General features: G+C 64.5%; 14 protein-coding genes. 3 read left to right on the forward strand and 11 right to left on the reverse strand.

The annotated features are described in order from the left end of the window. Nucleotides 1-31: 31 nt before the first annotated feature. Nucleotides 32-1,606 carry a winged helix-turn-helix domain-containing protein gene (locus AC1RNN_RS06435; protein WP_493087646.1) on the reverse strand — a complete coding sequence of 525 codons (1,575 nt, stop codon included), beginning with the start codon at nucleotides 1,604-1,606 and terminating at the stop codon, nucleotides 32-34. Nucleotides 1,607-1,736: 130 nt separating this feature from the next. On the opposite strand from AC1RNN_RS06435, the gene AC1RNN_RS06440 reads away from it, so the two are divergent. Then, nucleotides 1,737-2,342, forward strand: a complete 606-nt coding sequence (locus AC1RNN_RS06440; protein WP_493087645.1) for a hypothetical protein — start codon at nucleotides 1,737-1,739, stop codon at nucleotides 2,340-2,342. 55 nt (nucleotides 2,343-2,397) lie between these two features. Here the strand turns inward: AC1RNN_RS06440 and AC1RNN_RS06445 are convergent, their stop codons facing one another. Genes AC1RNN_RS06445 through AC1RNN_RS06460 form a run of 4 tightly spaced genes read right to left on the reverse strand, consistent with a single transcriptional unit; the run spans nucleotide 2,398 to nucleotide 6,703 of the window. Beyond that, on the reverse strand, nucleotides 2,398-2,925 hold the full coding sequence (locus tag AC1RNN_RS06445) for a DUF2867 domain-containing protein (RefSeq protein ID WP_493087643.1): 528 nt from the start codon (nucleotides 2,923-2,925) through the stop codon (nucleotides 2,398-2,400). Beyond that, nucleotides 2,922-3,314, reverse strand: coding sequence for an SMU1112c/YaeR family gloxylase I-like metalloprotein (gene gloA2 / locus AC1RNN_RS06450; RefSeq protein WP_493087642.1), 393 nt, complete (start codon nucleotides 3,312-3,314; stop codon nucleotides 2,922-2,924). The genes AC1RNN_RS06445 and gloA2 overlap by 4 nt, the downstream gene beginning before the upstream one ends. After that, a complete protein-coding gene (locus AC1RNN_RS06455; RefSeq protein WP_493087641.1) occupies nucleotides 3,311-5,074 on the reverse strand; it encodes a thiamine pyrophosphate-binding protein in 1,764 nt (587 codons plus the stop codon). The genes gloA2 and AC1RNN_RS06455 overlap by 4 nt, the downstream gene beginning before the upstream one ends. Before the next feature lie 48 nt (nucleotides 5,075-5,122). After that, complete coding sequence (locus AC1RNN_RS06460) at nucleotides 5,123-6,703, reverse strand: aminotransferase class V-fold PLP-dependent enzyme (protein ID WP_493087639.1); 1,581 nt, start codon at nucleotides 6,701-6,703, stop codon at nucleotides 5,123-5,125. Nucleotides 6,704-6,829: 126 nt separating this feature from the next. On the opposite strand from AC1RNN_RS06460, the gene AC1RNN_RS06465 reads away from it, so the two are divergent. Continuing rightward, nucleotides 6,830-7,288, forward strand: a complete 459-nt coding sequence (locus AC1RNN_RS06465) for an Lrp/AsnC family transcriptional regulator (protein ID WP_493087638.1) — start codon at nucleotides 6,830-6,832, stop codon at nucleotides 7,286-7,288. Between the two features lie 289 nt (nucleotides 7,289-7,577). Next, nucleotides 7,578-7,919 (forward strand): hypothetical protein, encoded by a 342-nt coding sequence (locus AC1RNN_RS06470; RefSeq protein WP_493137348.1) that lies wholly within the window; start codon nucleotides 7,578-7,580, stop codon nucleotides 7,917-7,919. A 102-nt stretch (nucleotides 7,920-8,021) separates the two neighbouring features. Here the strand turns inward: AC1RNN_RS06470 and AC1RNN_RS06475 are convergent, their stop codons facing one another. Genes AC1RNN_RS06475 through AC1RNN_RS06500 form a run of 6 tightly spaced genes read right to left on the reverse strand, consistent with a single transcriptional unit; the run spans nucleotide 8,022 to nucleotide 13,001 of the window. After that, on the reverse strand, nucleotides 8,022-9,242 hold the full coding sequence (locus tag AC1RNN_RS06475; RefSeq protein WP_493087636.1) for an amino acid aminotransferase: 1,221 nt from the start codon (nucleotides 9,240-9,242) through the stop codon (nucleotides 8,022-8,024). 16 nt (nucleotides 9,243-9,258) lie between these two features. Continuing rightward, nucleotides 9,259-9,963 (reverse strand): SDR family oxidoreductase, encoded by a 705-nt coding sequence (locus tag AC1RNN_RS06480; RefSeq protein ID WP_493088227.1) that lies wholly within the window; start codon nucleotides 9,961-9,963, stop codon nucleotides 9,259-9,261. A 1-nt stretch (nucleotide 9,964) separates the two neighbouring features. Beyond that, nucleotides 9,965-10,849 (reverse strand): phenylalanine 4-monooxygenase, encoded by an 885-nt coding sequence (phhA, locus tag AC1RNN_RS06485; RefSeq protein ID WP_493087635.1) that lies wholly within the window; start codon nucleotides 10,847-10,849, stop codon nucleotides 9,965-9,967. After that, nucleotides 10,846-11,160 carry a 4a-hydroxytetrahydrobiopterin dehydratase gene (locus AC1RNN_RS06490; protein ID WP_493087634.1) on the reverse strand — a complete coding sequence of 105 codons (315 nt, stop codon included), beginning with the start codon at nucleotides 11,158-11,160 and terminating at the stop codon, nucleotides 10,846-10,848. The genes phhA and AC1RNN_RS06490 overlap by 4 nt, the downstream gene beginning before the upstream one ends. A 12-nt stretch (nucleotides 11,161-11,172) precedes the next feature. Then, nucleotides 11,173-12,459, reverse strand: coding sequence for a fumarylacetoacetase (gene fahA / locus AC1RNN_RS06495; protein WP_493087632.1), 1,287 nt, complete (start codon nucleotides 12,457-12,459; stop codon nucleotides 11,173-11,175). Continuing rightward, nucleotides 12,456-13,001, reverse strand: a complete 546-nt coding sequence (locus AC1RNN_RS06500; protein WP_493087630.1) for a VOC family protein — start codon at nucleotides 12,999-13,001, stop codon at nucleotides 12,456-12,458. The genes fahA and AC1RNN_RS06500 overlap by 4 nt, the downstream gene beginning before the upstream one ends. Between the last annotated feature and the right edge of the window lie 6 nt (nucleotides 13,002-13,007).

Here is a 13,007-nt window from a genome sequence, read left to right on the forward strand (position 1 = left end):
GGCAGCCCCATGCCACCGCTCGCCAGAAAGTTTACGCGGCCCACCCCGCCTTGCGCAGCGCGGAGAGAAACTTCTCGCGGTGTTCGTTCTTCACGAAGGGGTGGCCGAACATGATGGCCTGCAGGTTGTAGCCCCGTCCGCCCAGGGCTTTGGTCAGGCTGTCCTTGGCGCCCGCTTCGTCCCCCACTTCGGACAGACAAGCCGCCATCAGCAGGTGGTTGAAGTACCAATCGGCGCGCTTGGCCGTGGCTTCGCGCGCATAGCGCACGGCGTCGGCATGGCGCCCCTCAATGAAGCAGCCAATGGCCCGGCTGCGGATCCAGAGGCTCAGATGCGGGTCGTGTGGGCTGGCGTCGATCGCCTGCAGGATGAACTCCTCGGCTTCTTCGGTACGCCCCGAGAACACCAGCAAACGCCCCAGCTCGCCGGCCGCGGCAGACGCCTGCGGGTACAGGCCCAGCGCGCACTCCAGCTCGGCAATGGCTGCATCCATCTGACCCGCACAAGACAGCGCAGTCCCCAGGGTGAAGTGGGCAAAGGCATCGCGCTCGTCGTTGCGCACTGCCACCAGAGCCAGGCGGTTGGCCTCGGCCACCGTGGCGCGGGGGTCTTCGGCCCAGGCGCCCCAAATCTTGGCCAAATGCGTGAAGGCCAGCAGGGCCAGCGTGGGCGAGTCGTTGGGTTTGATCTCCAGAGCACGGGCCAGCAGGGCCTGCGCCTGCAGCACATGGTCGGGCGTGGTTCGCCAGAAGTGCCATCGCGCGCGCATCAGCAGGTCCCAGTGCTCCAGGCTCTGGTTGGGCACCTCGGCGGCGACTTTTTCTTCGCTGTGCAGGTAGACGGGCTCGATGGCGCTGACGATCTGCGCCGAAATCTCGGCCTGCACCGCGAACATGTCCGTCATGGGGCGGTCATAGCGGTCCGACCACAGGGTTTCGGAGGTGGATGTGTCCACCAACTCAGCCGTCATGCGCAGCATGCTACCCGCCTTGCGCACGGTGCCCAGAACCAGGTAGCGCGCCCCCAGCGCCTGCCCCACGGCCTGGCTGCTTCCTGCGGACTTGCGATAGGCGAAGGAGGAATTGCGCGACACCACCAGCAGCCAGGGCGAGCGGGTCAGGTGGCTGATGATGTCCTCGGCCAGACCGTCCGAGAAGTATTCCTGTTCCGGGTCCGCATTCAGGTCCACAAAGGGCAGCACGGCGATGGTGCGGCGGTGGGCGCGCTGGTCTGCTACAGGCGCCACTGCAACCGGCACAACTGCGGCCGCCGGCGCGACCTCGTTCATGCGCATGGTGAAGCGGTAGCCACGGCCAGGCACGGTGGCGATGGCGTCGGCCCCCAAGATGCGGCGCAGGCTGGAGACGTGCACCTGGAGGTTGTTTTCCTCCACCACCAAGCCGGGCCAGACCTGCTCAAACAGCTGCTTCTTGGTGACCAGTTGCCCTGCGTTATCCACCAGCGTGCACAGCACGTCAAACGCACGTGCGCCCACCATCACGGTTTGGCCATCGCGCAACAGTCGCCGTTCATGGCGCTGCAGCGCGTAGGTTCCGAAAACGCTGATGCCGAAATCGTTTCCGGCTGGAGAGAGGATGGCGGACAAGAAGAGCTTTCTGCAGGGGCGTGAAACGCAAGCCTATCGTGAATTCAGGAATTTTAAGGAGTGATTGAGGACTTTTTTGCTGCGCCCCAGCAAACTTGCACCGAAGCCATCGAAAGAAGTGAACCCGTTCATGCCAAACGACACCGTCAGCTCCGCCGCCTCCATCACCAGCCCCGCACCAAAAGGGGTCGCTTGGCAGCAAACCGTTGTCATGCGCAACACCCAAAACCAGGAAGAAGCCTTCAGCATCGGCCCTGACGGCTGCGTCTGGAGCTTTATTGCCGGCACCGACGTCAGCGCACAGCGCCTGGAAAACCTGGGTCTGCAGGCCGATTTCCTGACCGTGGGCCGCAACAGCGCGGGCACGCTGGTGGTGATCGCAGCCAAAGGCCTGCAAACGTCCTACCGCACCGAAATCGCCCAGACCACCTTGGCGCCCTCCACTGAGCGCTGGTCCGATGCCCGCTCCATCCACCTGCCCACCATCCAGGGCGCGACCGGCGTGCGCCGCCTCTACACCCAGTCCGATTTCAGCGGCATGCGCATTGCCCTGATTGTGGACACGCAAACCCAGGAGCTGGGCAGCAGCTACGTGATGGCCTGCTCGCAATGGCGTGACAACGGCCCCGGCCCCTTCATCCTGCTGCCCCCCCTGGGCACCCAGGCCCAGGCGCAAGCCGGCAAATCGTCCGGCTCCGGTGGGCTGAAGATGTTTCGCGCCGCGCATTCCACCTAAAACCAGCCCTAGCCTGTGCCAATATTGCGCAAGCAGCTAGCAAATTCATAGCAATTTACGCCATGGCGGCCAGCCGCCGGAGTATGGCAGGCACCACACGGCGGTGAATCGGCGCCACCGGCAGCATGTAGAGGTGGCCCAGCCCGTTGTGCACCTGCACCACCGTGCTCACCACCAGGGAGCGTTTGCCATCCGCATCGGCCGGCAGGCGCATCACCGACACCGTGACCTCCAGGTGCTTGTCCTTGTCCCCCATCAGCACCTCGTCAGGCGTACGCGAGATCAGCGTGAAGATACCTACCCGGTCGCCGGGTACATATGCCGCCTCGGGCTTGGCAGCATCCATCCCGCGCAAGCCGCCCAAGTCCTTGAGCCCCAGCAAACGCACCACGCGGTTGCGCAGTCGCATCAGCGCCTCCACCCAGCCCGGCGTGCACTGGTCCAGGTGCAATACATGGCCCATGGCCGTGGTGCCGGTATCGGGCACCGCCACGCGGTAGCTGTCGTGGTAGTGCGAGCCCGGCACGCGCGGGCCTATGGCACTGCCGGGCGGGATGGCACAGGGGTGAATGGCCGCATTCATGACTGGTACAGCTCCAGAGGCAGGCCATCGGGGTCTGCAAAAAAGGTGAAAGGCCGGCCGGTGAACTCGTCGATGCGGATGGGCTCCACCGCCACGCCTGCGGCCTCCAGCGCCTGCTTGGCGGCGGCCACATCCGCCACCGCAAAGGCGAGATGGCGCAGCCCGCAGGCTTCGGGCCGCGAGGGGCGCGGTGGCGGGCTGGGAAAGGAGAACACCTCCAGCTGCGTGCCATCGGGCAGCGCCAGGTCCAGCTTCCAGGACTGGCGCTCGGCGCGGTAGTTCTCGGCCAGCACGCTCAAGCCCAACACCTCGGTATAGAAACGTTTGGAGCGCTCGTAGTCGGACGCGATCAGCGCCACGTGGTGCACGGTTTGCAGGGCCAGGCTCATCGCTGCAGCGCCGTCTGTACCAGCGCGTTCTGGGTCAGCGCCGCCAGGCTGCCGCGCGTGCTGATCAGCTCCGGTTCCAGCACGACCTCAATCACCGTGCCATTCGGCCGCTCCAGCGCGGCCAGCAGCTCAGCCTCAAAGTCTGCACTCTTGCGGATGGTGACGCCGGCATAGCCGTAGGCGCGGGCCAGCGCAGCGAAGTCAGGGTTGTTGAGCGCCGTGCCGGCGACGCGCTGCGGGTACTCGCGCTCCTGGTGCATGCGGATGGTGCCGTACATGCTGTTGTTTAGCAGCAGGATGATGCTCTTGGCGCCGTGCTGCACAGCCGTGGCCAGCTCCTGGCCATTCATCAAAAAGTCGCCATCGCCGGCAATCGTGAAGGCGGTGCGCCCCGTGGTGATGGCCGCCGCTATGCCGGCTGGCACGCCATAGCCCATGGCGCCGTTGGTGGGGGCAAGTTGGGTCTTGTGGCCATGCACCAGGCCGCGGTAGCGGTAGAAGCGGTGCAGCCAGCTGGCAAAGTTGCCAGCGCCGTTAGTCAGCACGGCGTCTTCCGGCAGATGCTTTTGCAGCATGGCAATCACGCTGGGCATGTCCACCAGGCCGTTCTCGTTGTCAGCGGGCAAATCCTGGATGGTGCTGGGCACCAGGTTGGCCTCGTAGTCGGCGTGGCAGCCGGCGGTCCAGGCGTCCCAAGGCAAGCTCACCGGCGCGGTTAGCACCTCCAGCGACCGGGCAGCGGCGCGCATGCTGGCGTGGATGGCCAGGTCCGCCTGGTAGACGCGGTTCAGCTCTTCGGCGCTGCTGTGGATATGCACCAGCGTCTGCGCCGCCTTGGGCGCCTGCAGCAGCGTGTAGCCGCCAGTGGTCATTTCGCCCAGGCGCGGGCCGATGGCGATGATCAGGTCGCTCTCGCGCACGCGCTTGGCAAGCGCAGGGTTGATGCCAATGCCCACGTCGCCCGCGTACTGCGGGTGGTGGTTATCAAAGGTGTCCTGAAAGCGGAAGGCATTGGCCACGGGCAGGCGCCAGTTTTCGGCAAAGCGCTGCAGCGCCTGCGCCGCCTGCGGCGTCCAGCCACCGCCGCCGGCAATGACCAGTGGCTGCTCTGATTTCAATAGCAGCTGGCGCAGATTCCGCAAGGCCCCAGGGTCACTCCAGGCCTCCACCGGCTCCACGCGCGGCAGCGGCTGGGGCAGTTGGCCCGCCGCATCCGGCACCAGCGTCTGCGTCAGCATGTCTTCGGGCAGCACCAGCACTACGGGGCCAGGCCGGCCATTCATGGCGGTGGCAAAGGCGCGGGCAATGTACTCAGGGATGCGCGCCGCATCGTCAATGCGCTCCACGCGCTTGGCCATGCCCAGTGCGCTGGGGCCAAACATCACGCGGTAGTCCATCTCCTGAAAAGCCTCCCGGTCGCGCTGCTCGCTGGCCACATCGCCCACCAGCAACACCATGGGCGTGGAATCCTGAAACGCCGTATGCACGCCGATGCTGGCGTTGGTGGCACCCGGCCCGCGGGTCACAAAGCAAACACCGGGCCGCCCGGTCAGCTTGCCATGCGCCTCGGCCATGAAGGCGGCACCGCCCTCCTGCCGGTTGATGACGAAGCGGATCTGGTTCTGGTAGCGGTGAAAACCGTCCAGGACTGCGAGATAGCTCTCGCCGGGCACCCCAAAGGCATGGGTCACGCCCTGGGCGATCAGGCATTGCACCAGCAGGTGGCCGGCGAGTTCGGGGGAAGCAGAGGTGGTATGCATGCGCACCATTGTGCCGCCATCAAAGTGGCGCCCTGCCCTCCGGCTGGACTACTGTGCCAGCGCCAGCCCGCCCGCCAGATGCCAGCTCTGGGCATGGCCGTGTGCGCGGGCCAGCTGCAATGCCTGCAAGCTGCGTCCGCCACTGCGGCAAACGAACACCACGGGGCGCTGGGCCTCGCCCTGCCAAGCTGGCAGCTGCTGCGCCAGACGCGCCAGAGGCACATGACACTGAGCCTGCGCGGGCCAAGGCAAGCCATGCGGCCCCACCGCATGCTCCGTCGCGTCGCGCACATCCACCAGCAGCGCGTCAGGGTGTTGTTGCAGGAAGGCCGGCAAGGCTGCGCTGCTCAACACGGCGTCCATCACGTCCCGCGTGGCAAGCTGCACTATAGACACGGGTTGCGGCATGGGCTGAGCCGCCAGATCGGTCGAATCCGCCGCAACCGCCCCTAAGGCCGCTCCGCAACGCGCAATGCGTGCACAAGCCTCGTCCACCTCGGCATCGCTGGTCAAGGCGCCGATGGACAGACGCGCCGCGCCCTCCGCTTGCCAGTCGGGCAGGCCCATGGCGCGCAGCACAAAGCTGGGTTCGGCCTTGGCGGCGCTGCAGGCGCTGCCCGCGCTGATGCGCATGCCGGCGGCGTCGAACAGGTTGAGCAATGCTTTGCTGGACAGGCCGGGTACCGAGAAATTCAGCGTGGTGGGCAGGCTGGTCTCGAAGGGCATGTTGAACACCAAGCCGGGGAAGGCCGCACGCAGGGCATCGGCCACGCACAGGCGGGCCTGCTGCAGCGAGGCGTGGGAGCGGAACACAACGCCCTCCCCGGCTTCCAGTGCCTGCAGCACCGCGCCCAGAGCCGCAATTCCGGGCATGTTTTCGGTGCCCGAGCGCTGGCCGCCTTCCTGCCCGCCACCCACCATGAGGGGCGTAAAGGGACTGCCGGCGCGCACATAGAGCATGCCAATGCCTTTGGGCGCATAGAGCTTATGGCCGGAGAACGGCGCGTAGTCGATGCGGGTGGACTGCAGGTCCAAGTCCAGCTTGCCCAGCGCCTGCACGCAGTCCACCAGCCACAGAGCGCGTGAGCCGCTGGCGTTCAGCAGGGCCTCGATGCCGGCAATGTCTGACACCACACCGGTTTCGTTGTTGGCAGCCATGGTGCACAGCAAGCCCGCGCTGGCGATGTGCGCCTGCAAAAAGGCCATCGCGTGGCGGCCCTGGTGGTCCACCGGCACCTCCACGATAGGCAGGTTCAGGCCCAGCACCGCATTCCAGTGCGCCAGGCTTTGCGGCACGGCCTTGTGTTCCGTGGCGCCCACCAGCAGCGGGCCGTCCACACGCTCACCCGCGTCACGGCGCTCGCGCAGCGCGCACAGGGCCGAGAGCACGGCGGTCTGTATGCCCTCGGTGGCACCACTCACGAACAGCAGGCGCCCTGCCCCCACACCCAGCAGGCGGCTTGCGCGGGCGCGCACGTCGTCGACCAACGCGCGGGCGCGCAGGCCGGTGCAGTGGCTGCTGCTGGGGTTGCCAAACTGTGCGCCCAGTGCCTGCAGCGCCGCGTCGCGCGCGGCGGGCAGCACGGGGGTGGTGGCATTGCAGTCCAGGTAGATCTCGGTGGTGGGCATGGCGGCATCTCGCTGCGGTGGGAATGTCGAAATCTTAGGTTTGCACCATGCGAATGGTTGTTTTCAATTTTCCAAAAAATGCCTAATTTGTAGAATGAACGTTCTTTTAAACCATCAAATAGCAGCATGAAAGAACTAGACCGTATGGACCGCTCCATCCTGGCGGCGCTGCAGGAAGACGGCACACTATCCGCCGCGCAGCTGGGCGAGAAGGTGGGCCTATCGGCCACGCCCTGCTGGAAGCGTGTGAAGGCCATGGAAGAAGCCGGCCTCATCACCAAGCGCGTGGCGCTGGTGGACCGTGCGCAAGCCGGCCTGCCGGTGACGGTGTTTGTGAGCCTGCGTACCAACCGGCACGACGAAGCCTGGCTGCGCAAGTTCGCGGCTTCGGTGTCCAGCATGCCCGAAGTGATGGAGTTCCACCGCATGAGCGGCGATGTGGACTATCTGCTCAAAGTAGTGACGTCCGACATCGCCGGCTACGACCGCTTCTACAAACGCCTGATCCAGAACGCGCAGCTGGCGGGGGTGTCGTCGGCGTTCTCGATGGAGGAGATCAAGAGCACTACGGTGCTACCGTTGTGATAGCTGCTTACGCAGTTTCTATGCGGGCTGGGGGCAAATATGGCTCTAAAGTACCGTGTGACTTCGTTGCACAATGCGAGCAAGCGAATCACCTGTTTGGGGGATGCGCTAGTACCAACAAGGCCAGTATGAGTTCCAGCCGTTCCGGGGTTTGGCGGCTTTTTAATTGAGGCTGCATGGCGTAAAAACGCCAAAAGTCTAATGTCTATGCGGCTTTCAAAGGAGATGAGATGTCCAGCTTATGGAGCAATGGCCAACTTATAGAGCTGGTTTTGCTCTGGACATTACGTTGGACCTCACAGAAGACATGAAAGCGCCGATCATTCTCGATGAGAACGGTGACGTATCACTATTCGCCACGCTCGAAGGCGCAGCGCGCTACATGGAACCGATCGGCGTTCGTAGCAACGAGTATGTTGCTTACGACAGTGAAGGGTACCGGCTCACCCTGATGCCGGGCGCGAAGAACGTGATGATTACGGGCCGCACGGACTGCAAACCGAGCCCCGAGGCGTTGAAGCGGATTCTGAGTTTGTTCTGGGAGCGGGCAACAACAGACAAACTGCCAAGCAACAGTACGTTGGAGCAATTGATTACTTCATGCGCACAGCGCTTCGGATACACCAAGTGAGGTCCAACTATGTGTTCCAGCGGACGGTCCCGCGCTGCGCGCGGGCCCGCCGCTGAACACGGCGTCAAGAGCACCACGGCGCTGCCACTATGAGACAGTGGCTCAGGCAACCGCCAGCGCGGCAGCATCGGCCTGCGCGAACACTGCTGCCATCGCATCGGCCACCCGCTCTACATTGTCTGCACGCAGACCCGAAATGCACATGCGGCCGGAATTCACCAGGTAGATCGCATGGTCCTCGCGCAGGCTGCGCACCTGCTGTTCGGTGAAGTTGGTGTAGCTGAACATGCCGCGCTGCGTCAGCAGGTAAGTAAAGTCGCGCGGAGGCAGACGGCGAGCCAATGCGGCATGCAATTGATGGCGTAAGCCACGAATTCGTTCGCGCATCGTGGTCAGGTCGCGCTCCCAGGAAGCACGCAGGTGTGGGTCTTCCAGCACACGGGCGACCACCTGGCTGCCATGGGCCGGTGGACTGAAATAGCTTTGGCGCACGGTGGATTTGAGCTGTCCCAACACCCGCTCGGCCTGCACCGCGTCAGCACACACCACGCTGAGGGCGCCGCAACGCTCCGCGTACACCCCCATGCTTTTGGACAAGGTGTTGGCCAGCAAAAAACACATGCCTGATTGCACCAGGGCCCGCACCGCGTAGGCATCCTCTTCCAGCCCCTCCCCAAAACCTTGGTAGGCCAAGTCCAGAAAGGGGATCAACGCCTTGTCCCGCAACACGGGGATCAGCAGCTGCCATTGCGCAGGCGTCAGGTCCACGCCCGTAGGGTTGTGGCAGCAGGCATGGAGCAGCACCACGCTGTGGCGGGGCAAGGCCCGCAGTGTCTGCAGCATCGCGTCAAACCGTAGACCGCCATCTGCGGCGTAGTACGGGTAGGCATGCACAGCCAGCCCTGCGCTCTCAAAGATGCTGCGGTGGTTGTCCCAACTGGGGTCACTCAGCCACACAGCACTGGCAGGAAACCACTGGCGTATGAACTCGGCCCCTGCCTTGAGCGCGCCGCTGGAACCCACAGTTTGCACCGTGGCCACCCGCCCCTGGGCCAGGACTTCATGCCCGGCCCCAAAGAGCAAGCCCTGTATGGCGTTGCGAAAACTGGAGCTTCCCTCCATGGGCAAATAGGGCTTGGGCTGGCGGGCCTGGGCCAAATACTGCTCGGCCTCACACACGGCATGCTGCGCGGGCACCCGCCCGTCCTCATCGCTGTAAATGCCGATCGACAAATTGACTTTGTGCGGCCGGGGATCGCGGTGAAACGCTTCGTTCAGCGCCACGATGGCATCGCCCGAGAAAGCTTCTACGTGTTGGAACATCTTGTTGGACCTCGCGTCAGCTCAAGCCACTCACAGGCAATGCCACGCCATGCACGGCGCGCGCTGCGTCAGACGCCAGGAAGGCAATGGCCTGGGCCAAGTCTTGCGGGGATACCCAGCGTGCGGGATCGACCTCAGGCATAGCCGCGCGGTTTTCGGGCGTGTCGATGATGGATGGCAGCACGCAGTTGACGCGAACGTTCTGCTCCCGCAACTCAGCGGCCATGGATTCAGTCAGCCGGATGACTGCGGCCTTGGATGCGGTGTAGGCCCCCACGTGGGCAGCACCGCGCAGGGCCGACTGGGCGCCCACGTTGACGATGCTGCCGCCGCCCGATGCCAGCATGCCGGGCACGACGGCCCGCACCATGTTCAAGAGCGTGCGGACGTTGATGTCCATCAGGAAATCCCAATCGCGGTCCTGGGTCTCATGCACGGGTGGCCCCATACGAAAGCCGCCTGCCAGGTTGCACAGCACGTCAATGCGCCCCCACTGCGCCAGCACTGCCTGGACCGCCTCCTGCACCTCTGCGGGCTGCAGCAGATTGACAGGCAGCAGCAAACGACGATCGGTGGCCTGGCCGTAGCGCTGCACCAGCCCGTCGCGCCGCAAGTCCAGCAGCACCAGACGGGCTCCACGGGCCGACAGCAATTCAGCCACCGCCGCGCCGAGGTTGCCCGCAGCGCCTGTGATCAGCACGGCTTTGTTGGCAAAGTCCATCTCACCGCCCTCCCCGTCGGGCATCGTGGTAGCGCCCTGTGCCACGGCAAATCACCACATCGTCAGGCAATACCTGGCCGGGTATGTACTCCGGCTGGTCCTCCACCTGGGCGTAAAGCGGCGCAAAGTCGATGTTCGCCAACGACAGCAACTCATCCAGGTGGCTGATGACGAAATACGTCTCCTGAAAATCGTCGATGCGGTAGCGTGTGCGCATCACGCGCGGCAGGTCAAAGCGCAGGCGGTTGGGCGAGGCATCGTCGAGCGAAAACACGGTTTCGGACGCCGAGGAGGCAATGCCCGCGCCATAGATGCGCAAGCCATCGGCCTGCTGCACCAGGCCAAACTCCACGGTGTACCAGTAGACCCGCGCCAGCTTGTCCAGCACACCCAGCTTCTGGGCGCGCAGACCGCCCTGGCCATAGGCCTGGATGTAGTCGGCAATGGCCGGATTCATGAGCATGGGCACATGGCCAAACACATCGTGGAAGACATCGGGCTCTTCCAGATAGTCCAGCTCATGCGGCTTGCGGATGAAATGGCCGGCCGGGAAGCGCCGATTGGCGAGGTGCTCAAAGAACACTTCATCGGGCACCAGCCCTGGCACCGCCACGATTTGCCAGCCGGTGCGGCGCATCAGCACTTCGTTGAGGCGGCGGAAGTCGGGAATCTGGTCCGCGTCGATGGGCAGATCGCGCATGCCCTGCACAAAGGCATCGCAGGCGCGGCCCGGCAACAGGCGGCTCTGGCGCTCGAAGAGTGTCTTCCAGGTCGCGTGCTCCTGGGCGCTGTACTGGTCCCAACCCTGGTCGATGGTCCAGTCCGCCCGCGTGGGGGCCAGACCTGCAGCCAGGCCGTGTTTGGTGGAGGCAGCTTGCGTGTTCATGGCTGCACCGCCTGTGGACGGCCGGCAAATACCGCGTCGATGTAGCGCGCCAGGTCCAGATCGCGCTGTGACAGGCCTTGTACATCGTGCGTGGTGAGGGTGATCTCCACGCGGTTGTAGACGTTGAACCACTCGGGGTGGTGGTTGCGCTTTTCCGCCATGATGGCCACCTGCGCCATGAAGCCAAAGGCCTGCGCAAAGTCGGCAAACACCAGGGTGCGTTTCATCAGACCACCGCGCTCTGCGCTGAATTGCCAGTGGCTCCACTCGGGTTGCAAGGTGCTAAAGGTATTGGGATCAATGCGTTCCATGCTTCACCTCCTTCACAGGGCCCGCGCGGCCAGCACGGTGCCGCGGCAATCACCAAAACCAATACGACGCGCGCCCGCACGTTCGCAGCGGCCGCGCAAGATGATGCTGTCGCCATCCTGCAAGAAGGTGCGCGTCTCGCCATTCGCCAGCGTGATTGGCTGTTTGCCGCCCTGGCTTAGCTCCAGCAGAGAGCCGCCCTGCTCCGGCTTTGGGCCGGAGAGCGTGCCGGTGCCCAGCACATCGCCACTGCGCAGGTTGCAGCCGTTCACCGTGTGGTGGGCCACCAGCTGCGCCAGCGTCCAATACGCGTCGCGCAGATTCGACTGCGAGAGCCGTTCGCCCGCGCTGCCCGCGGCGCGCATGGCGGGCGTCTGCAGCCACACTTCCAGTTTCACATCAATAGCGCCTGCGCTGCGGTTGTGTGCAGAGTCCAGATAGGCCATGGGTTGCGGGTCACCCGCAGGCCGCTCAAAAGCTGCACGGAACGGTGCCAGCGCCTCCATTGTCACCAGCCAGGGCGAGACCGTGGTGGCAAAGTTTTTGGCCAAAAACGGGCCCAGCGGCTGGTACTCCCAGGCCTGCACATCGCGCGCGCTCCAGTCGTTCAGCAGGGTCAGTCCAAAGATGTGGCTCTCTGCATCCGCTATGGAAACAGGAGCACCCAGCGCATTGCCCATACCGGTCCAGGCCGCCATTTCCAATTCGTAGTCCAGCCGTACGGTGGGGCCGAAGCTGGGCACGGAGGCGCCGGGCGCCAGTGTCTGACCACGCGGGCGGTGAAACTGCTGGCCGCTGGCACCGATGCTGCTGGCGCGGCCGTGGTAGCCAATGGGCACCCATTGGTAGTTGGGCAAGAGCGGGTTGTCCGGGCGGAACAGTTTGCCCACCGTGGTGGCGTGGTGGATGCCGGTGTAGAAGTCCGTGTAGTCCCCCACCTCGCAGGGCAGACCCAGTTCCACCTCGGTCTGGCGCAAGAGCGCATCGGCCCACACCTTTTGCAGGGCCGAACCTTCGCGCAACCCGTCCCAAATGGCCAAGCGCAAAGCACGGCGTTCCGCCACCGGCGCGGCCATCAGGCGCGGCATGTCGTGGTGGTCGATGAGGCCGGTGGCGTGCAGGTTGAGCACGCGGTCGCCAATGGCCACGCCGATCTGCCAGGGTTCCAGCGGGTTGTAGCGGAAGCGGCCAAACGGAAGGTTCTGGATAGGGAAATCGGTGCCCTCCGCGTTGGCCGACTCCACCCAGCTCTGCGTGGCGGGGTCGTGTGTTGCGTCCAGCGTGATCAGTGCAGCGCTCATGCCTGGGCTCCCAGCTCTTTGGCGTGCAAAAAGGCGGCGTGTTTGGGCGCGCGCTTGGTCACACTCCACTCTTCCAGCATGGCCCATTTCACGGCATCGGCTTGTGCGATCTTGGCGGTCTCTTCGGGGTCCGGGCAGGCCAGCTCAAGGCGGTGGCCGTTGGGATCGAAGAAGTAGATGCTGTGGAACATGCCGTGGTCGGTCACGCCCAGCACGTCCACGCCGTTGGCTTCCAGGTGCGCCTTGAACTCAAGCAGCTCGGCTCGGTCCTTCACGCGGAAGGCGATGTGCTGCACCCAGGCGGGGGTGTTGGGGTCGCAGCCCATTTCGGGCTGCGTGGGCAGCTCAAAGAAAGCCAGCACATTGCCCATGCCCGCGTCCATGAAGATGTGCATGTACGGGTCCGGCGCCTTGGTACTGGGCACCACGTCTTCGGCAATGGCCAGCACAAAGTCCATGTTGAGCATCTTCTGGTACCAGAGCACGGTTTCCTTGGCGTCCTTGCAGCGGTAGGCCACGTGGTGAATGCGGTCGATTTTCATGGTGTT

It is taken from the genome of Rhodoferax sp. GW822-FHT02D07, assembly GCF_058802405.1.

Coding starts and splice junctions, on each gene's coding strand:
- AC1RNN_RS06455 (WP_493087641.1), bottom strand. CDS start 5,074: ATGCATACCACCTCTGCTTCCCCCGAACTCGCCGGCCACCTGCTGGTG.
- AC1RNN_RS06445 (WP_493087643.1), bottom strand. CDS start 2,925: ATGAATGCGGCCATTCACCCCTGTGCCATCCCGCCCGGCAGTGCCATA.
- AC1RNN_RS06440 (WP_493087645.1), top strand. CDS start 1,737: ATGCCAAACGACACCGTCAGCTCCGCCGCCTCCATCACCAGCCCCGCA.
- AC1RNN_RS06490 (WP_493087634.1), bottom strand. CDS start 11,160: ATGGAACGCATTGATCCCAATACCTTTAGCACCTTGCAACCCGAGTGG.
- gloA2 (WP_493087642.1), bottom strand. CDS start 3,314: ATGAGCCTGGCCCTGCAAACCGTGCACCACGTGGCGCTGATCGCGTCC.
- AC1RNN_RS06460 (WP_493087639.1), bottom strand. CDS start 6,703: ATGCCCACCACCGAGATCTACCTGGACTGCAATGCCACCACCCCCGTG.
- AC1RNN_RS06480 (WP_493088227.1), bottom strand. CDS start 9,963: ATGGACTTTGCCAACAAAGCCGTGCTGATCACAGGCGCTGCGGGCAAC.
- AC1RNN_RS06500 (WP_493087630.1), bottom strand. CDS start 13,001: ATGAAAATCGACCGCATTCACCACGTGGCCTACCGCTGCAAGGACGCC.
- AC1RNN_RS06475 (WP_493087636.1), bottom strand. CDS start 9,242: ATGTTCCAACACGTAGAAGCTTTCTCGGGCGATGCCATCGTGGCGCTG.
- fahA (WP_493087632.1), bottom strand. CDS start 12,459: ATGAGCGCTGCACTGATCACGCTGGACGCAACACACGACCCCGCCACG.
- phhA (WP_493087635.1), bottom strand. CDS start 10,849: ATGAACACGCAAGCTGCCTCCACCAAACACGGCCTGGCTGCAGGTCTG.
- AC1RNN_RS06465 (WP_493087638.1), top strand. CDS start 6,830: ATGAAAGAACTAGACCGTATGGACCGCTCCATCCTGGCGGCGCTGCAG.